Raw genomic sequence first — 24,187 nt, 5'->3', positions numbered from 1 at the left:
CGCGGAGAGGTCGGAATCAGGATTGGGCCAAAGACTACCGGATCCGCGTTGGAGCACGCTTGAATGCTCTCCTAGACGTCAAAAATAAATGCCGATGAAAACAACAAGCCTGTCCGGCCTGCGTCACCATTTCTGAATATAACTTCATGTGTCTGTGCTCGCGGCTTTGGATCGCCCTGCCAGCGCCGGCAGCAGCCGCTGGCACTGCCGCACACCCAGATTTACCCCGAACTTGTTTCGCAGGTAATCCGACAATGCCTGCCCGTTCCAGCGAGTGGCCGCCACACCGGCGGTCGCCGGAGCCGCGCGTAGCGCCTGCCCGGCCATCTTCCGCTGGCTGTCGCTCAGACGCGGCGGGCAGCCTGCGCGTTCGCCTTCCCGCAGTCCTTCCAGGCCGTGCCGCTCAAAGTTGCTTACCCAATAGCGCACCGCGCGCGTGGAATCGCCCAGTAGCGCGGCCGCCTGCCGGCAACTCATGCCGCGCGCCACCAGCAGCACCCCATGCAGCCGGTGGCCGTACCGGGCTTCGTCCGAGCCGTGGATCTCCTGCTCCAGAATCTCCATCTGCGTCCGGACTCCGCCGGCTGGCCGCGTCTTCATCTAGACATAAAATCACATTTCTTTTCCGAGTGCAATTTATTATGTCGTAGGCGTTTAGGCAGTAACGAGGAAGTGTTCGGATCAGTTACAGTAAACACAGCTTGTCTCGCTGAGGTCTTATGAACGGTCGCGCATCAGTAACGTCCCTCTTTGTTTTCTTCTTTTCCTCCCTGCTCCCGGCAGCCGACTGGCGCCCCATTGATTCCAATGAGCTCGCGCAAAAAACACCCAAAGTGGAGAGCGGAGCCGACGCGGAAGCCATTTTCTGGGACATCAAGATCGAGGATAGCCTCCAAGGCGGCGACCTCCAGCTCACGATGAACCACTACATCCGGATCAAGATTTTCACGGATCGCGGCAAGGAGAAGTACGCCACCGTTGAGATCGAACAGTCCGGCAAGCGCCGCATCATCGACGTGGCGGGCCGCACCATCAAGGCTAATGGCAACATCATCGAGCTGAAAAAGGACTCCATCTTCGATCGCGACCTCGCCAAAACCAAGGGTTTCAAAGTGCGCGGCAAGGCCTTCACCATGCCGAACGTGGAGGTCGGCGATATCATCGAATACCGGTACCGCGAGATCCGGGATAACGAAATCGCCTCCCACATGCGCCTCTACCTCCAGCGCGAGTTGCCGCTGTGGAGCGTCACTTATCACCTGAAGCCGCTGAGCATTCCCTGGCTCCCTTACGGGATGCGGACCCTGCCGATGAACTGCCAGGTGCCGCCCTTCAAGCAGGAACCGAACGGATTCTACGCCGTCACTCTCAGCAATATGCCCGCCTTCCGCGATGAACGCTATGCCCCGCCAGAAGACCAACTGCGGGCCTGGATGCTCATCTATTACGAGGAAGACAAGAAGATCGATGCGGAAAAGTACTGGAAAACCGTCGGACGCGAGGACCATACCCGTTTCAAACAGCGCATGAAGGCCGATGGCCTGGTCAAACGCACAGCCGCGGAACTGGTCACCGGCGTCGAGAAACCGGAAGAGAAAATCGCCGTCATCGAGAAGTTCTGCCGCACCAAGGTCCGCAATCTGGACAGCCGAACCGTTCATCTCACGGCCGCTGAGCGCAAGGCGATCAAGGTGAACGAATCGCCCGGAGACACGCTGGAGCAGAAGGCTGGCAGCGGCATGGACATCAACCTGCTCTTCGCCGCCCTGGCCAATGCCGCCGGCTTCGACGCGCGCATCACCAGGCTGAGTGACCGCGGTGACACGTTCTTTAATATGAGCCTGCCGCTCACCTACTTCCTGAACAACTTCAGCGTCGCCGTCAAGGTAAACGAGCAATGGGCCTTCTTCGACCCTTCCACCCCCTACCTGGACCACGGCATGCTCCGCTGGCAGGAGGAACTGGGGCACGCGCTCATCTCCGACCCCAAGGGCGGATTCTTCGTCGACACCCCTTACTCTGAGCCAGCCCGCTCGCTGCGCAGCCGCCATGGGGACTTCAAACTGCTCCCCGATGGTTCACTGGAAGGCACCGTCCGCTACAGTTACACGGGCCATGCCGCCCGAGGCCAGAAGAGCTACTACGAGGACATGACTCCCGCGCAGCAGGAGGAGGACTGGAAGAAGGATATCCAGGGCCGGCTCAACACCGCGGAATTGGCGGACTTTCAAATGCGCGACGTGGCTGATCCCTACAAACCATTCGTTGTGGAACACAAGGTCACCGTCCCCGCCTACGCCACCCGCACCGGCAAGCGCATCCTGCTGCAGCCGGCCTACTTCCAGCGCAACGCCAATCCGATCTTCACGGATACAACCCGCAAATGGGACATCTACTTCAACTATGGCTGGATTGAAGACGATGAGATCAATATCGACCTGCCGGAGGGCTGGGAACTCGATCAGCCGGTGAAGCCCATCAGCACCAATATCGCCGACGTCGGCAACTACTCCGTCGAAGTCCGCAAGACCGTCGACGGCCGCCGGTTGATCTACCATCGCAAGTTCGTATGGGGCACCAACAAACGCATCATCTTTCCGGTCGAAGCCTACCCCAAGATGAAGCAGATCTTCGACTTCGTGCAGGAGCAGGACGGCTATACGATTGCCCTGAAGGCGGCCGGCGATGCTAAGTAGGACGCTACTTCCCGTTGCCGCGTTCGCGATCCTCGCACCCGGATTGCTCCAGGCCGCGGACGAGACTCCTGCCTGGCTCAAGGAGTTGAGCACCGTCACGCTGCCAAACTACCCGGCCAAGGTGAACAACGTCGTGCTGCTGAATGAGGAGCATACGGCCATGGCCGAAACAGGCCGCCTCACCACCACCACGCGCACCGCCATCAAAATCCTCAACCCGCAGGGCGGCGATGTCGCGTTCTTCGATTCCTATGATTCCGTCTCCGGCAAAGTGCGCGACTTCCGGGCCTGGATGCTGCCTCCCTCCGGCAAGATCAAAAAGTACGGCAAGGATGAGATCGTCGATGTCGCCTGTGCCGGCAACGACATTTACAATGAGTGCCGCCGCCGTTTTGTCTCCGGCAAACGCGACGCCGAGCCCGGCGCCATCTTCGCCTATGAGTCCGTTATCGAGTATCAGTCCTTCGCGAACCAGATCTCCTTCCACTTCCAGGACGGTACCCCCGTCCGCCTGGCGCGCTTCCGCGTCACCGTGCCCGCCGGCTGGGAGGTCCGGTCCAAGGCTTTCAATGGCGCGCCCAAGGAGACCCTTGCGGACGGAAGCTACACCTGGCACATGGAGAACCTGCCGGCGATGGAACCGGAACCCGCCTCGCCCAGCTTTCTCAGCGTGGCGCCGTGGGTTGGCGTGAACCTGGTTGGTCCCGGCGGCAAACATCCGGTACTCTCCTGGACCGACGCAGCCGGCCTCCTGGCGGAGCTGAACGACGCCCAGTCGGACCCCGGCGAACTCATCACCGCCAAGGCCCGCAGCCTGGTTGAGGGCGCCACCACCGAGATGGACAAGATCCGCGCCATCGGCCGCTTCACCCAGCAGGTCAACTATGTTTCCGTCCAGACCAACCTCGCCAAGGGCGGCGGCTACCGTCCCCACGCGGCGGAGCAGGTCTTCAAGAAACTCTACGGCGACTGCAAGGACAAAGTGAACCTCACACGCGCCATGCTCAGGGCCGTCGGTATCACCTCATACCCCGTGGCCATCTACTCCGGCGACCGGACCCATGTCACCCAGGAGTGGCCGTCCCTGGGCGCCTTCAACCACGCCATCTCCGCGATTCGCGTCGCTCCCGAGACCCGCGAGCCCGCCGTGCTCGAACACCCCAAGCTCGGCCGGCTCCTCTTCTTCGATCCCACCGACCCGTACGTGAAGCCCGGCTTCCTGCCCGACCACGAGCAGGACAGCTTCGCCCTGGTTGGCGCACCCGTTGACGGCGGCCTCGTTCGCGCGCCATCCGCCCCACCTGTCGCGGCCGCGCACGATCGTTTCGTGGAAGCCGTCCTCACCGCCGACGGCGCCATCGAAGGCAAGTTCACCGACAAACGGACCGGCGAGGCCCTGGCTGGGGCCGTCGGCGAATACCGCTCACTCGGCAAAACCGATTACGAGAAACGCATGGAGCGCTGGGTCGGACGCAGCGTTCAGGGCGCCACCTCCTCGGGCCTCGAGGTCGAAGATTCCGCCGGCCAGTTCGTGGTCCGCGGCCGCTTTGCCTCCCCGCACTTCGCCCAGCGGCCACAGCCGCGCATGCTCATCTTCAAGGCCGGGCTCCTGGAGTACGACGACTGGCGCCTGGTCTCGAAAACCCGCAAATACCCCATTGTGGTCGATACCGACGCGCTCAGCGAGACGGTCCGCGTCCAGATTCCGGCCGAGTTCAAGGTCGATGAATTGCCTTCGCCCATCCACATCGACTCGCCCTATGGCAAGTACGAGGCCGCGTGGACCCAGGAAGGCCAGGCCATCCAGTTCCGCCGGACCCTGGAACTGCCCGCCCAAACCGTGCCGTCCGCCCAATACACTGAGCTGAAGAAGTTCCTCGATACCATCAGTGGCTCCGCCAACGCCCCCGTGGTGCTGGTGCGATAGCCTGACCGGGCAGGCCGCGCTCCGCGGGTCCGCAATATCGGCGGACTGTCAGATGCCGAATCCAGCACTGGATCGGCGCGTGCTGTCCTGGGCGAAGTAACGCCGTGTGTGCCCCCGGCCGGTAGGCTGCGGATTTGCTCGCGAGCGCCCGCTGCCAGGGCAGGGAATGCGGCTTCCCCCTACCGGCGGCCGGTTAAGCCTGTGCTGCGGTTTCCGGTAAATATGCCTGCAGCGGCACCGCTCCGCGTGAGTGCGCAGCCAGGTCGTCCTTGGGCAGGCGGCCAAAGTACCGGCGATAGTCCTTGCTGAACTGCGAGTGGCTCTCATACCCGGCCCGCACGCTGGCTTCGCCGATGTTGAGCGACTCCAGCAACAGGCTCTTGCGCGCCTCCTGCAGCCGGATGCGCCGCTGGTACTGAATCGGGGTCAGGCCCGTGACCGCCTTGAAGTGCTGGTGGAGCGAGGTCGGGCTCATGCCGAGATGATGAGCGAGATCGGCCACCAGGAACCCTTCTGCGTAGTGCTGCTGGATCCACCGGGTGGCCGAAGCAATCCGGTTGGAAGGGCTGCCATCACGGCAGATCTCCAGCAGGCGTGCGCCCGCGGCGCCAGTCAGCAGGCGGTAGAGGATCTCCTGCCGCACCAGCGGAGCCAGGGGCCCCGCATGTTGCGGAGTATCCAGTAGGCGCAGCAGCCGCACCACGGCCTCCAGTAGATCGCAATCGGCTTCGAAGATGCTGATCCCCGGCTGCGGAGGCAGGCGCGGGAGGTCGCCGCAGCGCTGCACCAATTGGTCGAGTTCCAGCAGGTCGAGATCCACGCCGATGGCCAGCAGCGGTTGCGTCCGGCTGGCATGGACGATCCGCGAGGTGGCGGGTACGTCAATCGAGGTCAGCAGGTACTGTCCCTCCCCATATTCGAGATGGACCGTCCCGAATTCCACGCTCTTGGCGCCTTGCAGCACCAGCGCCATGCAGGGGAACTGGGTCGAGACCAGCGGTTGGCTCTTCCAGCCGAAGCGCATCAGGTGCAGGCCGGGCAGAACCTGCATGGCAAGGCCGTCCTGGCGGCAATGGCGCGCCAGGATCCGCCTGGCCTCATTGAGCAGTGATTTCGCGTCGCGCCCCATCCCCTCCATGTTACTGGCCGGAGACCGCTGCATCGGGCGCCGGGTCGCAGTCGGTGTCGACAACCTTGTACTTTTCCAGTTGATCCAGGCGGCTCAACAGCGCGGCCTTGATGTAACCATAGGCGTCCTGGCCCAGCGCGAGGCGCGGCGGGGCGGCTTCGGCTTCGAATGTGGCGACAATCGCTTTGGCCATCTTCGCCGGATCGCCCGGAGCCAGGTAGCCGCCGGTTGCCATCTGCCGCATCATGCCCACCGGGCCGTCGCGATAGGCATCGAGCTCCGGACTCAGCACGCCCGAGGAGCCGAAGTCCGTCCGGATCGTGCCGGGCTCCACCAGGGTCGTCTGGATTCCGAATCCGGCAACCTCCTGGGCAAGCGATTCGATGAAGCCTTCAATGCCCCACTTGGTGGCGCAGTACAAAGACAGGCCGGCGAAGGCTGCCTGACCGGCGCTGCTGGAAACCTGGAGCAGACGGCCCCCGCCCAGCGGCCGCATGTGCGCCACCGCGGCCCGCGCCAGTTCGATCGAACCTGTCATGTTGGTGGCAATAATGTGGTTGATGGCTTCGAGTTCGAGCTCCTCCGCTGCGCCCAGCAGGCTGTAGGCGGCATTGTTCACAACAGCATGGATGCGGCCGAAGTGCGCGGCAGCCGCCTGGAAGGTCGCTGGGATTTTGGCGAAATCCGACAAGTCGAGCTCCGCTGTCCAAAGCTGGCCCGGGAACTGCCGGTGCAACTCTTCGGCGTGCGCCCGGCTGCGGACCGTGCCGGCTACACGGCCGCCACCGCGCAGCACCTCCAGGGCGATGTGGCGGCCCAAACCACGGCCGATGCCCGTGATGAACCAGGTGGAGCCCCGCAGGGCGGTGCGTTCGTTTGTCTTCAGTTGTGTTTCACTCATGTAGCAATCCTAACTGCGGCCACCGGGAATCCGTGAGAGAGAAGCTACGGGTAATTAGCAAAATCCTACAAAGCAGAGACTGGGCACGGGCAGAGCGCCGGAGCGCGGGCGCTGCGGTCCTGTGCCGCGGCCGGTCGCCCGAAAATGCGTTCGCCCTGACCTCATCTTCATCAAGGACGGGAACATCTACACCTCCGCGGGCATCTCCGCGTGAATCGATCTGTCCCTCGCGCTGGTGGAAGAAGACCATGGCCATGAAGTGGCCCTGCGCATCGCAAGAACCCTGGTCATGTTCCTCGTCCGCCCGGGCGGCCAGTCGTAGTTCAGCCACATGCTCTCTCACCAGGCAGTGACCTCCAAGCCACTGCGCGAACTGCAGGGCTGGATGCTGCGGAATCTGCGCGAAGATCTTACGGTGGAAAAGCTTACTGGCCGCATCGGCATGAGTCCCCGGCACTTCACGCGCGTCTGCCTACGCGAAACCAACATGAATCCGGGTCAGTTCGTCGACAGGATGCGCGTGGAAGCCGCCCAACAGATGATCGACAACTCGGACCTCGGCCTCAAGGAGATCGCCGACCGCTGCGGCTTCGGATCAGCCGATGCCATGCGCCGGACCTTCTCGCGCGTGCTCCACGTGACCGCTGGACAATACAAGGAACGCTTCCGGCGGCCGCTGCCCGCCGACGGGGCCATGTCCTAAATTGGCTGATCCGCGTCGTGGCCCGTTGGCCCGCCTGACCCTGCAGTGGAGTTGTGAGTGACGCCAACAGGCCCGCGGCAGCCGGAGGGATCACGGAATTCGCCCGGATCACGAAGGCGCGGTAGCTGGCCCGGCCCACGGTCCCTCACACGGTCCAGCATTTACCTGGAAAGGATGCAGCAACAATCCCATGTCAGTCTTCAATTCAGCCCTGGCCATTCCCGATTCCTTGCTCGCGAAGGAGGCCACGCAGACCCTGCGGGAGCATGCCATCGACCTGCTCTTCAATCACTCCACGCGCGTCTACCTTTTCGCCGCCGAGCAGGGCCGTCAGCAGAAGCGCTGCTTCGACCCGGAACTGCTCTATGTCCCCGCCGCATTTCACGATCTGGGTCTTACCGGTAAATTCTCCAGTCCCCACGAACGCTTTGAAGTCGACGGCGCAAACGCCGCGCGTCAGTTCCTCTCCGCGCACAAGGTCCCCGAGGATCAGATTCAAACCGCATGGCAGGCGATCGCCCTGCACACCACCCCGGGGATCACACACCACATGCGCCCCGAAATCGCACTGCTGTATTCGGGTGCCGGCCTCGAAGTCCTCGGGAAAGGGTTCGAAGAGTTTCCTTCGGACCTGTGCCACGATATCGTAGCGAAATACCCGCGCAAGCACTTCAAGGAAGGCTTTCTCGAGACCTATTTCGCGGGCTTTGCGCACAAGCCGGAGCCCACATACGGCACCGTGAACGCGGCTGTCTGTCAGCGCTTTATCCCCGGCTTTCAGAACCCAAACATGTGTGAGTCGATTCTTGAGTCTCCCTTTCCCGATTCGAAATAGTGCGTGCGATGCAGGCAGTTCCGGCATCTCAGAGGAAGGAGGCAGTATGCGGAGAACAATGCGCTCAAACTTCTTATGGCTCGCGCTAGCGGCCTTTTCGGTAGCAGTTCCCCCCGGACTGGCGCAGAAGGCCGAGCAGGTGAAATCTGTCTTCCAACACGCCCTCCCCAACGCCGAAGGGAAGTCAATGGTTGCCGTCGTCGTCACCTACCCACCCGGAGCCAAGTCGCCGGCTCATCACCATGCCGGGTCCGCGTTCATCTATGCCTACGTGTTGTCAGGCTCCATCCGCAGCCAGGTGGACGATCAGCCCGCGAAAGTCTTTCGTGCCGGCGAGGGCTTCTACGAACCACCTGGCGCCCATCACCGCATCAGTGAGAATGCCAGCGACAAGGCTCCCGCCAGCCTGTTGGCTGTCTTCGTTGTCGATTCCAAGGACACTCCGCTGACCATACCCGACCCGAAGTAAGGATCGTGGTCAGGAGCCAAACCAGGGCGATAGGGGCACGAGAGGGAACCCGGCGCCGACGTTCAGGGAGTGCACGGCTCGGCCCGTCCGGCGCCGTTTGCTCAGGCCAGGTTCCCCCGGCGGCAGCCCTCCGGCGGAACAGTGAATCGCCGCGGGCTCATTCACCGCACCGCCCTGAACGAAACACCGCTACAATTACAACGGATCTCGAAGAATATGGTCAGATCTCTCGTTGTATTCCTTCTCACAGCCTCCGCTTTCGCTCCGTCCCTCGCGGCTTGTTCCTGCGGCCCTGGCGCCGAGGCGCCGGCGTGTTCGCGCGTCGGTTCGCGATCGGTCATCTTCGCCGGGCGAGTCGTCTTTTCCAATGACGACGGATCGGGCCGCTTTGACCAGGGCACGTTAATCCGGTTCACCGTCGAGGAAGCCTTCCAGGGTCTGCCGGAAGGGACAACTGAGGTGTGGATCGACCCCAGCAGCTACACAAGCTGTTATCACAACTTTCCGGTCGGCGGCCGTTACCTCATGTTCGCTTCGGGTCCCTTGACGCAGCGCCCTCCTTCCGCTGCCACTAAGTCGGCATGGCGGGATTCACTCGGACGTCCCAAGCCGATGCCGCCAGGTTTTGATGCGGATCATCCACCCTTGATCTATGTCACAGGGGGTTGCTCCGGCTCCCGCTCTGCCGACAGGGCGCTGAGCGATCTGCAGTGGCTCCGGGAATGGCGCGCAGGCAGAACTACGACCCGGCTCTACGGACGGATTCTGGAACACTACAGCCGGTTTTCCAGCCCATTTCATGAGCCTCCACTGGCCGGGGTAACGGTCACGGCACAGGGTGAGAACGGGGCCTACACCGCCACATCCAACGCGAATGGGGAATACGAGATCACCGGTATCCCGGCAGGCCGCTACGCGTTTTCCGCTAGCCTCGAGAACTATAGCTTCTCCTGGGGGACAATCTCGATTCAGGTCGCCCCTGGCGGCTGCGCTTATCTCGATGCCGGGCTCTTCACAACGGGCCGCATTGCGGGAAAAGCGCTCAGCTCGGATGGCAAGCCCGAAGCCGGCCTGGAAGTACAGGTCGCCCGGCTACTGGCTGATGGGAAGGTGCGATACGACTTGAGCCAGTCCATCGTCACTGGAGCGCAAGGGGAGTTTGAGTTTAAGGATCTTTCCAGTGGTGACTTTCTGCTGGGTGTCAACCTCACCGAGCGGCCTACGCCAGCTTTGCCATTTGCAACGACATACTTCCCAGGTACGCCGAATCGCGATTCCGCCCAACTCATTCGACTGAACCCGTCCGAACAGAGGGAGGGGCTCATCTTGCGGTTGCCTGCACGGCTGCAGCCACGCACTGTGCAGGTCACAGTCAGGTGGCCGGGTGGCAGTCCTGCCTCGAACGTGCGCGTAGCCGTATTTCTCAGGAATGAAGGCCACTCCGCGGGCGTTGAGGATTTGAAGTACGATGCAACGGTCAGCTTGCCCTGCTTGAAGGGGCTTGAGTACCAGATTCGTGCCCGCGCCTTCATCGACGATGATCCGAAACAGAGGAATCGGCGCATTGCGGATGGTGAGGTTTCGCTGCCGGCGGGTGACGACCCCGCCCAACTCACCATCATTCTCGACAAGCCCGGCGTCATCTAGGCGAAGTGTCCTTCGGAGGGGAAAAGCACTTCCCCCCGGTGCGGCCGCAACACCTCCAGAGAGCTCAGAACAGCGGACGCCTCTGTGGATGCAGAACACGACAAGGACAGTGTGGGTTCAATAAACAAACCTCGATATCTTTATCCAGATATCATATTATCGATAGGCCCATGCTCTCCCAGACCGTGGAATATGCTCTCCGCGCCATTGTCGTGCTGGCCGCGGACCGGACCTCGTCCTGGACTACGCAAGCCATCGCCGCCCGGACTCTCGTTCCGCAGGACTACCTGAACAAGGTCCTGCAGCCGCTCACCCGCGCCGGACTCGTCAGCGCGCAGCGCGGCCGGAATGGCGGTTTCACGCTATCCCGCGCTCCGGAAGCAATCACGGTTTTGGACGTGATCTCCATCGTCGATCCGCTGCGGCGCATCAATCATTGCCCTCTCGGCCTCAAGTCGCATTCCTCGCTCTGTCCGCTCCACCGCAAACTCGATGAGGCGGTCGGCGTCGTGGAAGAGTCCTTCCGCTCAACGACCATCGCCGACATCCTGGCCAACCCCAGCCCAATTCGTCCTCTCTGTGAAAGAACAGAATCTCTCTGTCATGTCCAAACGGCAAATTAGCTGCGTACTCTTGATTGGTTTGGCTCTCGCTGCCGTCGCCATCGGCGGGCTGGAAGGGTCCTATGTGGTGCCGCTCGATCATGCTGCGATTCAATACGCCGCCTTGCCCGTCGATGATGCGGTCTCGCGACTGCAGAAGCGCATCGATGCCGGGGATCTAAAACTCAAGTTCCGCGAGGGGCACGGCTACCTGGAATCCATTCTGGAAGCCTTGACCGTGCGCCCGTCGTCGCAGGTTCTGGTCTTCTCGAAGACTAGTTTTCAGGCGACCCGCATCGCGCCCAAACTCCCCCGCGCCGTCTACTTCAACGACAATGTCGCGGTCGGCTGGGTTCGCGGCGGTGACGTGCTGGAGTTTGCCGCAGTCGATCCCAGGCAGGGCGTGATCTTTTACACGCTCGATCAGGAGCCCACCGGGAAGCCGCATTTTGACCGTCAGGACACCTGCCTGCAATGTCACCAGAATGGCTCCACCGTGGGTGTGCCTGGCTTGCTCGTCCGCTCTGTCTATCCGTCGCAATCCGGGATGCCTGTGTTTCAGGCCGGTTCCTTCGTCACGGACCACCGCAGCCCTTTGAAGGAAAGGTGGGGCGGATGGTATGTCACCGGGAAACACGGCGCCCAAGCGCACATGGGCAATGCGATCGTGCAAACACGGGAAGGGCCCATCGCCATGGAGCCCAATGGCCAGAATGTGACCGATCTGCGGTTTCGCTTTGATACCGGAGCCTACCTGACGCCCCATAGCGACATCGTTGCATTGATGGTGTTGGAGCATCAGACCCGCATGACGAACCTGATCACCCGGGTCGGCTTCGAGGCGCGCCTCGCACTCTACGACAACGCGGTGATGAGTAAGTTCCTGCAGCAGCCGGAAGGCGAACTGAGCGAATCCAATGTTCGCCGCATCAACAACGCCGCCGAGGAACTGGTCAAGTACATGCTCTTCGCCGAAGAGGCGCGCCTGACCGAACCAGTCACCGGAGTGTCGGGGTTCGCGGAGTCGTTTGCCCGGCAGGGCCCCAGGGATGGCACCGGCCGCTCCCTGCGCGAACTCGACCTGAAGACGAGGCTCTTGCGGTACCCTTGCAGCTATCTGATTTACGCCGAAGCCTTCGACCAAATGCCGCAGCCTATGAAAGAGCGCGTCTACCAGCGCCTCTGGCAGGTCCTCTCCGGAGAAGACCAAGGCCCCAAATTCGCGTCCCTGTCGAGCGTCGATCGCCGCTCCATCTTGGAGATTCTGCGCGCCACCAAGACCGGCTTGCCGGAGTACTGGCTGCGACCTTGAAAAGACTGCGCGGGCTGGCGGGAACTTCTTGAGGCGCGGAATACCAGAGCCCAAGCGGGATGAGCATCTGTTCGTTGATCTCGTCAACCAATGGGGGCAGGGAACCGTCCCTCTTTCCGCGCGTGTCGCACCTAACCCGTAAGTCGCGAGGTGGCACGAACGTGACAGCGTTCCGGCCGTGAACCAGTTATTTGTCGAGCAAAGCGATCACTTGTGTTTGCCTCGCTTCGCCGAGATGCCGAGGGGCGCCTGCTCGCGGGGCTTTGTCCAAGGTCCTCCGCCGCGCCTTTTCACGCAGCCAGCCCACGCACGTCAGCCGGTCGCGGCGGCAAGGGAACACCGATTGGCGGCGGCCACGACGGTGGTCAATGGCATGCGCTGCGCTCGGCGCAATGCACCGGCCGGCCGAACATCATTTCCGGGTACCGGACCAATTTCTCGTTGATCCGCATGCTCCCGTTTGGTGCGTCTATAGACGCCAATTCCGTCAAAAATGCGCCCTGTTGCCGCGCATCAGCCGATCGCCTCCACCGCAACGGGATATCGATGGTCATGCCTGCGCGGGCGTTGGCCTTGAACGCCCTATTCACCAATGGGAAACTGAATAAGCACCCCGATGAGCAGTGCCGTCATACCCTTCGTGCAGTCAGGTGCCTATCCTAAGCGGCGCGGGAATTCTATACGGCCGTTGATCGATGGTGAGCCCGCGTTTCGCCGCATCTGCGAGGCCGTCGAGGGGGCCCGATTCAGCGTTTGGCTGACGGTGGCTTTCCTGTGGCCGGCCTTCGAGATGCCGGATGGCCGGGGCAGCGCATGGGACGTTCTCGATCGTGCTGCCGCTGGCGGTATCGACGTGCGACTCATTTGTTGGCGGCCCGATGAAGAGACCGCGTGGCTCAGGCGCAACGCGTTCTGGGGCTCTCCTGAGCATATTAACCTACTCAATCAGCGCCGGTCGGGCGTCAAAATTCGCTGGGACCGCGCTCATCCAGGGTTCTGTCAGCACCAGAAGTGCTGGCTCATCGATGCTGGAGCGGAGAGTGAAACGGCCTTCGTCGGGGGGATCAATCTGAATCCGCATTCCATGGTCACACCTGCTCATCATGGCGAAGGGCACAATCACGACGTCTTCGTTGAGCTGGCGGGGCCTTCGACGGTCGACGTTTGCCACAACTTCATACAACGCTGGAATGAAGCGAGCGAGCTATTGGCGAAAGACGGCTGTTGGGGAGCGGGGAGCACCGCCAACCTGCCGTTTCCGAGCCGGCTCCCGCCTGAACGCGGGAGTGCGGTCGTGCAGATCCAACGGACAATGCATGCGGGCCGTTACGGCGATAGTCAGGCATCGCCGGGGGGAATGTCGTTCAATATCGCTTCGGGTGAGGTCTCCAATTTGCATCAGTATTGTACGGCCATCAATGCTGCGAGCCGGTCGATCTATATAGAAAACCAGTACGTGGATGTGCCTGAAATTGTGGATTGCCTGCGCGGTGCGCTCCAGCGCGGAGTGGAGGTCGTCTTGCTGATGCCGGCTCAGCCCGATGTCAGTTTGCCGGTTCCGGCAGCGCGGCGCGCGTTTCTCGAAGCTCGGATGACTCTTGGGACCTATCCGAACTTCCTGTTGGCGGGTATTGCCGGCCTTGGCGCGGATGGACATCGTAAATTGATCTATGTCCACGCCAAGGTCATGTTGGTGGACGACGAATGGGCCACCGTTGGCTCGTGCAACCTGCACCGGTTTTCGCTCTTCGGTAATGGAGAAATGAACGCAGCCTTCTCCGAGCCAGACACCGTTCGCGCCTTCCGCTGCGAGCTTTTCCGCGAACACCTCGATCAGGATACGTTCGGCCTTGATGATCGCGCGGCTCTACATCTATTCCGAGAGAGCGCCAGGTCGAACCGCCGCAGGTTCGAAGCCGGTGATCATACATGGCAGGGCCACGCATTCGAGCTAGATCTGGCGACGTATCTGGGGTGATGCCTGGCAGCCTCTGGCAGCGGTGCTTTTCCGGAAGGCCGTATGGAGGCGCGAGCACAACTCTCGGACAGATGACATGGCCTTAGTGGCTTGTTCTCGGTTGCCAGTGGCGCCGGGTTTGCTTCGGCCAAGTCCTTTAACTGCTCATTGTATTTCCGCCCATTGGCTCGTCGCTGGATCCATATCATCGCCGCATTGGCCCGCAGCGTTGCCGGGTCGATCGCCACGGTCTGCGTGTCCAGGAATCCTTCTTTACTCAGCACTTTGAAGAACCACCGGAGTACCGCGTGCTGTATTACGTTCGCACTTCGGATGGCTTACGAGCGCGGCGGCGTCCCCAAAGTGGCTCGCGGAACACCCACGGTCGACTACGGATTCCGGTTGTGGGTGACGATCGAAGATCGTTCGTCTACGATTCGGGCGGCGTCTAACAAACCGGTAACGGGGCCGCCTGTTGGAGAAAGTGCCAGTGCGCAACGCGAGCGTGGAACCATCCTGTCCTAAGACTTCTGGGGTGGTTCGCTCGGCGAGTACCAGGCGGCACCGGCACGGATTCCGAACATCACGTAGCGCCAGAGGAGCCGGAAGCAGGCCCGAAACAATTTGGCAGAAATAGGGGCGTATCGAGAATCAGTGTGAGGGTAGCGAAACATGCGGCGGAGGTGTACACCTCTGAGCCCTGAAGCATTGCATAGTCGCTGACCACTTCTTAGGAGCCGAAGGGGGAGAGGGTCGACGGACGCATTATGGTTGGCGCCCTTGTGGAGTTTGGCGAGCGATGGCCGCGATGCGGGCTTCTAGCGAGGTTGGGAGCAGCCACCACGTGGACATGCGGTAGCGTTGAGGGACCTCGTGCATGAGGGCGTTGGCCTTGGCGATGGCCTGAATGAAGGTGACGGAGTCGCCAGTGGCCCGGACGGCCCTGGCGTCGGCCTGGCGGTCGAGATAGCGGCAGCACAAAGTCAGTGCAGCCCAACCGCAGACGATACCAGCCGCCGCCACAACCGGTCTCAGCATTGGGGGTGCAGAACCAGCTCCAAACGCGACGAGGACTGGCATCAGCCAACAGAGACTCAGCGGCCGGTTTGACGGTCTTGCATTTTGGCGCGCAAGAAGGGCATCGATCTCAGCAGCGCTGAGCTGCTCAAAGCACACTTGAGGAAGGAGCAGTGGATAGGCCCCGTTGATGCGGCGCGAAAGATCAGGGACAACGCGAACCTTGATGCCTGCCGAGCCGTGCAGGTGGTCCTCTCCCCAGGAGGCCCAGAGTCTCTCCCACGCTTTAAACGTCCATCCGCAGTAAATTGCGACGGCGGCCAAGGCAAGTATGCCGGAAATCCAGTGATATTGGAACCCCTGGACGAGGGCAATGATAAGAATCAACTGGATGTCCACTCCAACTCTGGGTGGGCCCACGTCCCGAAAGTGAATGAACGAGTGCGCCATGCCGACCAATGGCGACAGTAGGATCCAGAGGAACAGAAACGCCAACCACCAGAGGTCTGTGCTGGAAAGCGCCCCAAGATGCAGCATATTTGGTATTTTAAGCGCGATCTGCGTGGCCCTGCTCAGGATGGCCGGGTGCAAGGCAATAATTGCCTCCATCAGCTCCCGTCGCCCCCTTGAGGATGTTGATTGTGCGGTGTGAAAAGGCGCGTGAGTTCGTCACTCATCGGGCCTCCTGGAATCTTCCAGCATCTGGATAACTTCCAGAAAACGTTGGTCAATGGCTGTCGCCATCGTATGTGGGAACCTGAGTTCGCGCGCCCGCGCTTCGTATTGGGGATGTGGGCAGTCTCATGTGCAAGTTTCCGTAGCCCATGGAAAGAAGGGGATCACCGTCGTACGCTCTTCACCGCTTGACGCTGGACCGCCCGGAGCCTCATAGCCGATGCCGCTTCCCCTCGTCCGCGACCCATTGCATCCAGGCCACAGACAGGATCTCAAGACCTCTGCCTTCGCACCCCGCGCCGTGCTCCGAAGTGCCCTCTCAATCAATCGAAATGGCCATTGTGACGGAACCTCGGGCCAAGGATAAGGCGCTCGTGCAGGGGAGCCTCCTTTGTCCCCCCTCATTCCGCGATGGCTACCTTGCCCAGCGGTGACTGCTGAGTGAGAATCGTCGGTTGTCATACATGTTGGAAGACAAGAGACTCGACCTTCTCCCTCAGCACGGTCCCCGCCTTTGATCCGCCTCAAGCTGGCTTTCCGTTACCAGTACATCTTGAGCCCGATTTGCAGGCTTCTCATCGCGGTCCGCGTACTGCTGATCGCGCCGAAGGACGCCGAGCCAGTCGTCAGCCCCGGACCGCCGAAGCTGGGGTGGTTCAGGGCATTGAATGCCTCGCCGCGCAGTTGCATCCGAATCCCCTCGCCGATGCGAATGTTCTTCAGCACGGCCAGGTCTATGTTATTCGTGCCGGGGACTTGCACCACACCGATGCCGCAGTTGCCGAATGTTCCGAAGGGCTGGGCGACAATCGCACTCTTGTCGAACCAGCGCTGCAAGCTGCGCTGATCGGCCGGCAGGTTCGGATTGGCGATGCAGGACGGAACATTCTTATCGACACGGCCGACATTGGCGCTGACGTTCGAAGTGGGGGTCTGGAACTCGCCCGCGAAGAACGTGCCGATGAGCGACAAGCTCCAGCCTCCGATCACTTTGTCCACCAGCGGCGACTGGTTGCTCGCAAACCGTTTGGCCTTTCCAAAAGGCAGTTCGTAATTGGAACTCAGCGTGAAACGCTGCGGCTGGCTGAAAGCCGTCGGGCCATAGTAGACGTGCCTGGAAACATACTGGTTGCCGATGGCGGACTGGTCGGCGTTGCCTTCCCCAATGCCCATCGCCTTGCTCCAGGTGTAAGCGGCGAGGAAGTTCCAACCCGCGCCCAGGCGCTTCTCACCCGTCACCTGCAGCGCGTGGTAGTTCGCGTTGTCGATAGAGTCGGTGATGCTGATATCGCCCGCTCCCGTGAAGGGGCGGCGGCCCTGGATCGGGGTGGCGGTGGCGGACGCCGGATCAGGACGCGCCTGGTTGATCAGCGCACGGCCGATCAGCTTGTGGGACGACGATCCCACGTAAGCCGCCTGCAGCGAGATAGACTGTGCCAGCTGACGCTGGACTGTCAGGTTCCACTCATAGTTGTAGTTCGTCCTGAAATCGGGATTCGCCGAGAAGAGGTTCGTGGTCGCGGTGACGTCTCGCGATGGCGGGTTGAAGACTCCGGCCGGCAGCGTGTAGGTCAGCGCGCCGGAATTCACCGTCGAATTCACGAGAAATGGTGGATTCGCGTGCGCATTCTGTAGCTCAAGACCGCGGATGAATCCATAGAACACACCCGCGCCGCCGCGAATCACCATCTTCGGGGAAATGCTGTAGGCGAAGCCGAGCCGGGGCGCGAAGTTGTTTCTGTCGGGGTTGTACTGTCGTGCGATGTCCTTGCCGGGGATCAGAAACCGCCCATCGCTTTGAGACCACACGTACGCGTCGTTGCGGATGAAGCGATAAGGCGTGTCGTACTCGTAGCGGATGCCGAAATTCAACGTCAATCTGGTCGTCAGTTTGAAGTCGTCCTGGAGATAGTAAGCCAGATGGGTCCAGCGCATGGTGCAAATGCCGTTGGACTCGACCATCTGGGTGACTAACGCCGAGAACGGATTGCCCAGGACGAGATCGGCTACTGCGCTGCCTGTCCTCGCCACGCCGGGTTGATTCGTATAGCGGCCATCGAAGCTCAGACTACCGTTCGGGGTCTGCTGGTCGTAGATCGAAGGACGGTATTGCCGGAAATCGGCCCCGAATTTGATGTTGTGCCGGTTGCGGGTCCACGTCACATCGTCTGTGAGCTGGTAGTAGTCCTGTCGGCCGCCCGTCGGATTGTTGATCGGCGAACCCATCTGCGCATACCCGGTGACGGCCAGCAGCGGCATGCCCTGTGTATCGCCGGTGATCTTGAGATTCCCTAGGCCAAAATCAGTGACAGAGATCGGCCGGTCGGCAAGCAGGATCTTGCTCACGCTGTTGCCGTAGGTGTAGCCCATCGTGAGTGAGTTCAGCAGCGCTGGGGTGAAAATGCGGTTCACGTTTAGGACGATCTGCGTGCCGCTGTTCTTTGCTGTCGTTCCGCTGTATGGCAGCGGGGTGGTGTAGCCGAGCGAGTCGCTGTTGGTCCTGCTGAAACGTCCGAATAAAGTGGTCTTGGCGTTGATCTGATGATCGATGCGGATATGCACCTGGTCGGCGTCTTCGGGCGCGATGGATGAACCCGCGTAGTTGAAGCCGGTGACGCTACCCAGATTGGGCTGCGGATACAGCCCGGCGGCGGCCTTCCCAAACTGGGACAGCCGGTTTGTCGGGATGACATTCCCCGGAAACGCCTGCCGCTGATTCCCGCTCAAGGTCAGTGGATCGTATATAGTCTGTCCCGCCGCGAAATTGCCGCTCAATTCAGCCGGAGTAGGGATGAGTGCATACTGCGTGGACGACTGCCGCCGGCGGCCGCCTTCGTAGTTGGCAAAGAAGAAGGTCTTGTTGCGCCGGATGGGTCCGCCCACAGTGAAGCCGAACTGGTTGCGTCGCAAGGAAGGCTGCACCGTGTCGAAATAGCCTCGCGCATCCAAGGCGTTGTTTCGCAGGAACTCCCACAATACGACGTGGAGCTGATTCGTGCCTGAGCGCAGGGCCGCATTGATCACCGCCGTGCCGCTGCCATACGCTGCCGACGTTGAGTTCTGGTCGATCCTGAACTCCTGGATTGCGTCGACGGACGGCGTAACGGCCGGCCTGCCATTTTGCACCATGCGCGAATCCAGCCCGTCGAACAGCAGCGAGGTCTGGTTGCCGCGCTGGCCATTGATGCTGAACTGGCTTTGCGCGCCGGGATTCTCAGCCGCACCGGGAATCAGCAGCGACAGTGATAGGAAATTGCGGCCGTTCAGAGGCATTTCGACGACCTGCTGGCTGGTAATCACTTGCCCGAGAGCGGCGGATTCGCGCTGCACCAGCGGAGCTTCCGCCGTCACCTCCGCCGTCGTGCTCACCTCACCCACGCTCATCTGCAAATCCTGCGTCAGCACCTGCCCGAGTTGCAGGACAATTTCCGGCGTGACCGCCGACTTGAAGCCGGCAAACTCCGCCCGGCTCGCGTAGCGGCCCGGCTGTAGCGAACTGAAGATGTAATAGCCGTCCGCGCTGGTGGTCGCGACCTTGGTCTGCGCCGTGGCCAGATTCGTCAGCGTCACGGTGACGCCGGGAATCGCCGCGGATGACTGGTCAGCGATCCTTCCCGAGATGGAGCCGAGCGTCGCCTGGGCAACCGCGGCTGGAATGAACAAGACCGGCAGCATTGCCGCGGCGAGAACCGTGATATGCAAACGGAGCATCGTGGACATCCTTTTTTGAGTTCTATGCTGAATTCTGTTCAACTCAATCAACGCGCAGCGCTGTGAGTGGAATGATGGACAGCTCACAGTCTTCCTTCGCGACCGAGTAGGTAACGTAGAGCTTGCCGTCCAACTCGAGGGCCGCCGGGTACGCCCAGTGAGTGGTGCCATCCTTGGCCTCGAGCGGAACGTATTGGGTGGACCGCCTCACAGGGTAGCCCTGATGACGGATCTTCCAGACTTTGGAGAACTTCCGCTCTCCCGGAGCCGTCACCGCAATGGTGAGCAATTGGCGGCCCTTGTCCGGAGTATTGGAGATGAGATAGCGCTGCCCCGTGGAAAGCACTCCGCCCAGGGGCTTCGAGGCCACCATCGGCAGGTTGCTGGCTTCCAGTGGGCTCCAATGGCGGCCGTTGTCCCTGCTGACCGATACCAGCGCGCGCGGAGCAAGGCTGTTTCGAGTCACCGCAATGAGTTCGTCCGGATACACCAGCGTCGTGGTCTCGGGAAAGATCAGTTTCATGCCTTCCGGCATCGGCAGGTCGACGGGCGTCCAGTGCGAGAAATCGTCGCCTTTGCTGATGAGCACCCGTGGATTGGTATCGAAGCTCTTCTCCCCGGTCAGAATCCAGTTGCCATCCGCCATCTTCTTCGGCGGATCGAAGGGCACGAAGTCCTCCATGACCAGCCCCTTCGCTTCCCACTTGCCTGACTTGGCGTTGAACAGGAACGCCTTGACCCGCGGCCGTTTCTCTTCCTTGTTAAAGTTCGCCGCGTAGGCCCAGAGTTGGCCCTTGTGCGTGAAGATCACCGGGTGATTGTGGGCGAACTGGGGACCTCCAGGCGCAATTTCGGTGGAGGCGGACCAAGTCATGCCCTTGTCGTTGGAGACTCTAGTCCGGGTGGACTCTTCATAGAAGTTCAGCTCCGTGGGCCCATTGGCCCAGATCGCATGGAGTTGTCCCTTGTAGTAGGCGATGCCCGATTCGTGCAGATAGAACGGGCCCTGCGGGGTGGCTCGCTCCACCGAGACATGCGTCACCGTCGAGAGGAACGGCATGATCTCCACCGGCGGAAACGGCACGCGCCTGTCCCACAGTTCAAATGGCTCGGTGGCACACGAGAGCGGGGCCATCAGGAGCAGCAGCAGAGGAAGGGAAGCGCAAGTGCGGGAACCGGGATGATAGATCACAAAAGAATTCTACATGATGTAAAAAACATGTCAATAGCAATTTATAAAATGCTAGACAGAGAGCGGTCCAGCCGCCGGCAGCGTCTCAACTGTATGAATCACAGGAATGAGGCTGCGGAAGGTACGCTTCCCAGGGATTTGGAGGGGCCTGCTACTCGGTGGAAACTATCCGCTGGCGGTCCAGGCTCAGGTAGGGCTCGAGGCTGTAGAGGATCTCGTCCAGGTGGTGCCGGACGTGCGTTCGGGTAGCACGGTCAGCCTCGTCGATATCCCCTGAGTTGATCGCGACAGCCAGCGAAAGATGCCATTCGCGCGGCAGCCGGCGTGGGCCGAAGAGCTTGTCGTAAAAGCAGTTAAACACCAGGTGCTGGTTCTTCTCCACCTGTTGCTGCAGATACGGACAGCCGGCCCCGTCGGCGATGCTCAGGTGAAATCGCATGTGGCAGAGCCGCAGCTCGTGCAGGAAGGCGTTGTCCGCATCTTCACCGAGTTCCGCGTTCTGTTCGTAAAGGGCATCGAGTTCAGCCGCAAGCTGATTGAGCTGCTGCCGGTCCTTGTGCCGGGCGTGCGTGGCGAACAGCCGCGCAGCCTGAGTTTCCAGAGCCTCGCGAACAATGCAGAAGCCGCGAATCTCCTGGGGAGAGGGGATGCGGACACGGGTGCCGACGCGGCGTCCGCTTTCGACCAGCAGTTCCTGCTCCAGCCGCTTCAGCGCCTCACTCACAGGCAGCAGGCTCATATTGAGCTCCGCCGCGATTTTGCGACGGTTGATCTCGGCGCCCATCGGAGCGTCACCGCGCAGAATCTGGTCGAGAATGTACCGGTAGGCACGATCGGCCAAGCCTGCAATATCTTCCTTCAGTTGCGGTGAGCGGAGTGTACCCACGAGGCGATTCTAGCACGTCATTGGTCGCTCAAGAAGCCGCCCGAAACGCGGCTGATATGTTTATAATACTTATTGACATGTTATTCGGATCTTCCGTATACTAGCCTCGCTTGACCCAACTCCTCAAAAACCTGCAATCCGGGAACGCGGCATTTGGCATGTGGCTGAACCTGGGCTCTGCCGTCTCGGCGGAGATCGCTTCGCTGGCTGGCTACGACTGGCTGCTTGTCGATCTGGAACACGGCTCAGGCGACTACAGGGACCTCGCCCATCAACTGTGGGCGGCGCAGGCGGGCCCGGCCCAGGTGGTGGTTCGTGTAGGTGGGCTCGATTCGGTGGAGATCAAGCGCGTGCTGGATCTGGGGCCGGCCGGCGTCATGATCCCGAATGTGGAGACGCCTGAACAGGCGGCTGCGGCCGTGGCGGCGGTGCGGATCCCTCCGCTGGGCGCTCGAGGCGCGGCGACTTCCACACGGGCCAGCGGCTACGGTTTCACCTACAACCGATACCTGAGCGGGAGCAACCGCGAAGTGCTGTTGACGGTGCAGATCGAGTCCGCGCAAGCGGTAGAGAACGCCGGCGCCATCGCGGCGACGGCCGGCATCGACGTGCTGTTCATAGGCCCCCTCGACTTGAGTGTCAGCCTGGGTGTAGGCGCCACGGCGGAAGACGCACTGCGCTTCAGCGCCGCGCTGCAGACAGTGGTGGCGTCCGCTGCCGCTCACGGCAAGCCGGCGGGGATTCTGGCCCGCAATGCCGAGCAGGCGCAGCAGTACCTGCGCATGGGTTTCACGTTCATCGCCATGGGCTCCGATCGTGGCATGCTGGCGTCGGGCATGCGGCACGGCATGGAAGCGCTCCGCAGGTTGGCGGCAGGGGACTGAATGGCGCCTGGTGACGTCATTCTGTTAGTGGATCTGGGCACGCAGAGCCTGCGCGGCACGGTGATGGACCGTGCTGGCCACAAACTCGCCCGGTGGTCTGTTCCCGTGACAACCATCCGCGCCGGCACTTGCGCGGAGCAGGATGCTCGCGAGTGGCGCGACGGCCTCCGGACCTTGCTCGAGTGGCTCGGAAGGGACCATCAGCTAGCCCGCTGCCTGCGTGCGATTGCAGCCTGCGGAACGCTGGCCGGGACCGTGGCTCTCGACGAGCGCGGTGAGCCGCTGCGTCCGGCAATGCTCTACTCCGACGCTCGCCCGGCGCGCTGTCTGCCCGAAATCGAAGCCACGGCCGCATTCCAGGTGGTGAGCCAGGCGACTGGCTGGCGGGCCAATGCCTGCGATCTTCTGCCGCAGGTCCTCTGGCTGGCGCGAGAAGAGCCGGATACGTATGCCCGCGCGCGGCTCCTGCTCGACTCCACCGGGTATCTCAACTACCTTCTGACGGGTGCTGCATGGATGGACACCTACACTCAATTCACGTGTTATGCCGATCCGTTCTCCGGCGAGTTGCCCCGGCCATTACTGGCGGAACTCGGCCTGGACGCCGGCAAACTCGGTCAACCCGCCGTCATCGGGTCGGTGCTGGGGACGCTTGCTCCACAACTTGCAGCCGCTTGCGGCCTGCCGCCGTGTCACATCATTTCACTGTCATATGACAGCATGACCGCCTACCTGGGCGCAGGTCTCCACCGCGAGGGCGAGGCTCTCGACATCTCCGGCACGGTGACCTCGTTCGGGGTCAGGCGGGCAACGCAGTTCCTCGACGGGAACAGGCGTGTCTATTCGCTGCCATTCTCGGGTTCGGGCGATTGGCTGGTGCGCGGCTCGACGGCCGCTTCAGGCGCCTCGCTCGAGTGGGCGCGCGCTGAACTGATGGACTGCGACTTTGCCCGCTTCGACGAGATGGTCCGGTCCTCGCCCCCAGGCGCGCGCGGACTCGTGTTCCTCCCCTATCTCGCCGGCGAGAGGGCGCCGTTGTGCAACCCGGACGCCCGCGGAGCGTTCTTCGGCTTCACGGCCTCCACCACGCGCTCCGACATGGCGCGGGCGGTGTATGAGGGCGTTTGCTTCTCGTTGCGCCATATCCAGAGCGTGATGGAGTCCGGCGGAGTCCGCATCGGGACTGTGAAGCTTGCCGGCGGGCTGGCGCAGAACCCTCTGCTGAACGCCATCAAGGCCGACATCACCGGCAAAACTCTGGTGCCGCTACTCGACCACGAGTTGACGACGTCGGGCGCCGCGGCAATCGTGGGCCGCGCATTGGGATGGTATGAGTCTGACGCTGAGGCGGCCTGCGTGCTCGGCCAGGGCGGCGCACCCGTCCTGCCTGACGCGGCGAACAAGGCCGTCTACGACCGGCAGTTCCAGCTGTACACGATGCTGGCGGAGCAACTGACCCCGCTGTTTCTCCCGTCCGAGGCCTACCCCGTTGCGCCCCTCCCACCAGTTGAAAGCCCAATCCAAATTGGTTGAGGCGTGAACCGCGAGGCCTGACGGAAGCTATTGGCGCATCGCCAGACGAAGCAAGCCCCGAGTTACGGAAACTTTGCTTGGCAAGTCTTAAGGGAAAACACCGGATCTGGG

At 61.7% G+C, this 24,187-nt stretch carries 18 protein-coding genes; 11 read left to right on the top strand and 7 right to left on the bottom strand.

What is annotated here, in order from left to right; all coding sequences use genetic code 11:
• Positions 1-144: 144 nt before the first annotated feature.
• The gene (locus IRI77_RS10450) at positions 145-600 is read right to left on the bottom strand and encodes a helix-turn-helix domain-containing protein (RefSeq protein ID WP_194452013.1); all 456 of its coding nucleotides are present in this window, start codon (positions 598-600) and stop codon (positions 145-147) included.
• Between the two features lie 119 nt (positions 601-719).
• Here IRI77_RS10450 and IRI77_RS10445 point away from each other — a divergent pair, with 119 nt between their 5' ends.
• Both IRI77_RS10445 and IRI77_RS10440 read left to right on the top strand, forming a co-directional pair.
• Positions 720-2,696: a DUF3857 domain-containing protein gene (locus tag IRI77_RS10445; protein WP_194452012.1), complete on the top strand. Its 1,977-nt coding sequence runs from the start codon at positions 720-722 to the stop codon at positions 2,694-2,696.
• On the top strand, positions 2,686-4,623 hold the full coding sequence (locus IRI77_RS10440) for a DUF3857 domain-containing protein (RefSeq protein WP_194452011.1): 1,938 nt from the start codon (positions 2,686-2,688) through the stop codon (positions 4,621-4,623). The genes IRI77_RS10445 and IRI77_RS10440 overlap by 11 nt, the downstream gene beginning before the upstream one ends.
• 193 nt (positions 4,624-4,816) lie before the next feature.
• On the opposite strand, the gene IRI77_RS10435 is transcribed toward IRI77_RS10440, so the two are convergent.
• Both IRI77_RS10435 and IRI77_RS10430 read right to left on the bottom strand, forming a co-directional pair.
• Positions 4,817-5,752 carry an AraC family transcriptional regulator gene (locus tag IRI77_RS10435; protein WP_194452010.1) on the bottom strand — a complete coding sequence of 312 codons (936 nt, stop codon included), beginning with the start codon at positions 5,750-5,752 and terminating at the stop codon, positions 4,817-4,819.
• Between the two features lie 10 nt (positions 5,753-5,762).
• A complete protein-coding gene (locus IRI77_RS10430) occupies positions 5,763-6,653 on the bottom strand; it encodes an SDR family oxidoreductase (protein WP_194452009.1) in 891 nt (296 codons plus the stop codon).
• Positions 6,654-6,984: 331 nt separating this feature from the next.
• Here IRI77_RS10430 and IRI77_RS37945 point away from each other — a divergent pair, with 331 nt between their 5' ends.
• From IRI77_RS37945 to IRI77_RS10395, 7 genes are all read left to right on the top strand, one after another.
• Positions 6,985-7,356: a helix-turn-helix domain-containing protein gene (locus IRI77_RS37945; protein ID WP_228486675.1), complete on the top strand. Its 372-nt coding sequence runs from the start codon at positions 6,985-6,987 to the stop codon at positions 7,354-7,356.
• Between the two features lie 190 nt (positions 7,357-7,546).
• Positions 7,547-8,191: an HD domain-containing protein gene (locus tag IRI77_RS10420; RefSeq protein ID WP_194452008.1), complete on the top strand. Its 645-nt coding sequence runs from the start codon at positions 7,547-7,549 to the stop codon at positions 8,189-8,191.
• Between the two features lie 58 nt (positions 8,192-8,249).
• The gene (locus tag IRI77_RS10415) at positions 8,250-8,660 is read left to right on the top strand and encodes a cupin domain-containing protein (RefSeq protein ID WP_194453618.1); all 411 of its coding nucleotides are present in this window, start codon (positions 8,250-8,252) and stop codon (positions 8,658-8,660) included.
• Positions 8,661-8,876: 216 nt separating this feature from the next.
• Entirely contained in the window at positions 8,877-10,307 is a 1,431-nt protein-coding gene (locus IRI77_RS10410; RefSeq protein ID WP_194452007.1) for an MSCRAMM family protein, read from the top strand.
• Between the two features lie 170 nt (positions 10,308-10,477).
• Positions 10,478-10,930, top strand: coding sequence for an RrF2 family transcriptional regulator (locus IRI77_RS10405; RefSeq protein ID WP_194452006.1), 453 nt, complete (start codon positions 10,478-10,480; stop codon positions 10,928-10,930).
• Positions 10,911-12,221 (top strand): hypothetical protein, encoded by a 1,311-nt coding sequence (locus IRI77_RS10400; RefSeq protein WP_194452005.1) that lies wholly within the window; start codon positions 10,911-10,913, stop codon positions 12,219-12,221. Before IRI77_RS10405 ends, IRI77_RS10400 begins: the two co-directional genes overlap by 20 nt.
• 688 nt (positions 12,222-12,909) lie before the next feature.
• Positions 12,910-14,199 carry a phospholipase D-like domain-containing protein gene (locus IRI77_RS10395; protein WP_194452004.1) on the top strand — a complete coding sequence of 430 codons (1,290 nt, stop codon included), beginning with the start codon at positions 12,910-12,912 and terminating at the stop codon, positions 14,197-14,199.
• Between the two features lie 744 nt (positions 14,200-14,943).
• Here the strand turns inward: IRI77_RS10395 and IRI77_RS10390 are convergent.
• The 4 genes from IRI77_RS10390 to IRI77_RS10375 all read right to left on the bottom strand — a co-directional run bounded on the left by IRI77_RS10390 (position 14,944) and on the right by IRI77_RS10375 (position 21,659).
• Positions 14,944-15,804: a hypothetical protein gene (locus IRI77_RS10390; RefSeq protein ID WP_194452003.1), complete on the bottom strand. Its 861-nt coding sequence runs from the start codon at positions 15,802-15,804 to the stop codon at positions 14,944-14,946.
• A 606-nt stretch (positions 15,805-16,410) separates the two neighbouring features.
• Positions 16,411-19,581 carry a TonB-dependent receptor gene (locus tag IRI77_RS10385; protein WP_194452002.1) on the bottom strand — a complete coding sequence of 1,057 codons (3,171 nt, stop codon included), beginning with the start codon at positions 19,579-19,581 and terminating at the stop codon, positions 16,411-16,413.
• 43 nt (positions 19,582-19,624) lie between these two features.
• Positions 19,625-20,665 carry an exo-alpha-sialidase gene (locus tag IRI77_RS10380; RefSeq protein WP_194452001.1) on the bottom strand — a complete coding sequence of 347 codons (1,041 nt, stop codon included), beginning with the start codon at positions 20,663-20,665 and terminating at the stop codon, positions 19,625-19,627.
• A 259-nt stretch (positions 20,666-20,924) separates the two neighbouring features.
• On the bottom strand, positions 20,925-21,659 hold the full coding sequence (locus IRI77_RS10375) for a GntR family transcriptional regulator (protein WP_194452000.1): 735 nt from the start codon (positions 21,657-21,659) through the stop codon (positions 20,925-20,927).
• A gap of 110 nt (positions 21,660-21,769) precedes the next feature.
• On the opposite strand from IRI77_RS10375, the gene IRI77_RS10370 reads away from it, so the two are divergent.
• Entirely contained in the window at positions 21,770-22,543 is a 774-nt protein-coding gene (locus IRI77_RS10370) for an HpcH/HpaI aldolase family protein (RefSeq protein WP_194451999.1), read from the top strand.
• Complete coding sequence (locus IRI77_RS10365) at positions 22,544-24,076, top strand: xylulokinase (protein WP_194451998.1); 1,533 nt, start codon at positions 22,544-22,546, stop codon at positions 24,074-24,076.
• Positions 24,077-24,187: the final 111 nt, after the last annotated feature.

Origin of the sequence: Paludibaculum fermentans, assembly GCF_015277775.1 — a bacterium.
Lineage (GTDB): Bacteria > Acidobacteriota > Terriglobia > Bryobacterales > Bryobacteraceae > Paludibaculum > Paludibaculum fermentans.
The sequence above is the reverse complement of the archived record's forward strand: the minus strand, read 5'-3'. Positions and strand labels throughout refer to the sequence as shown.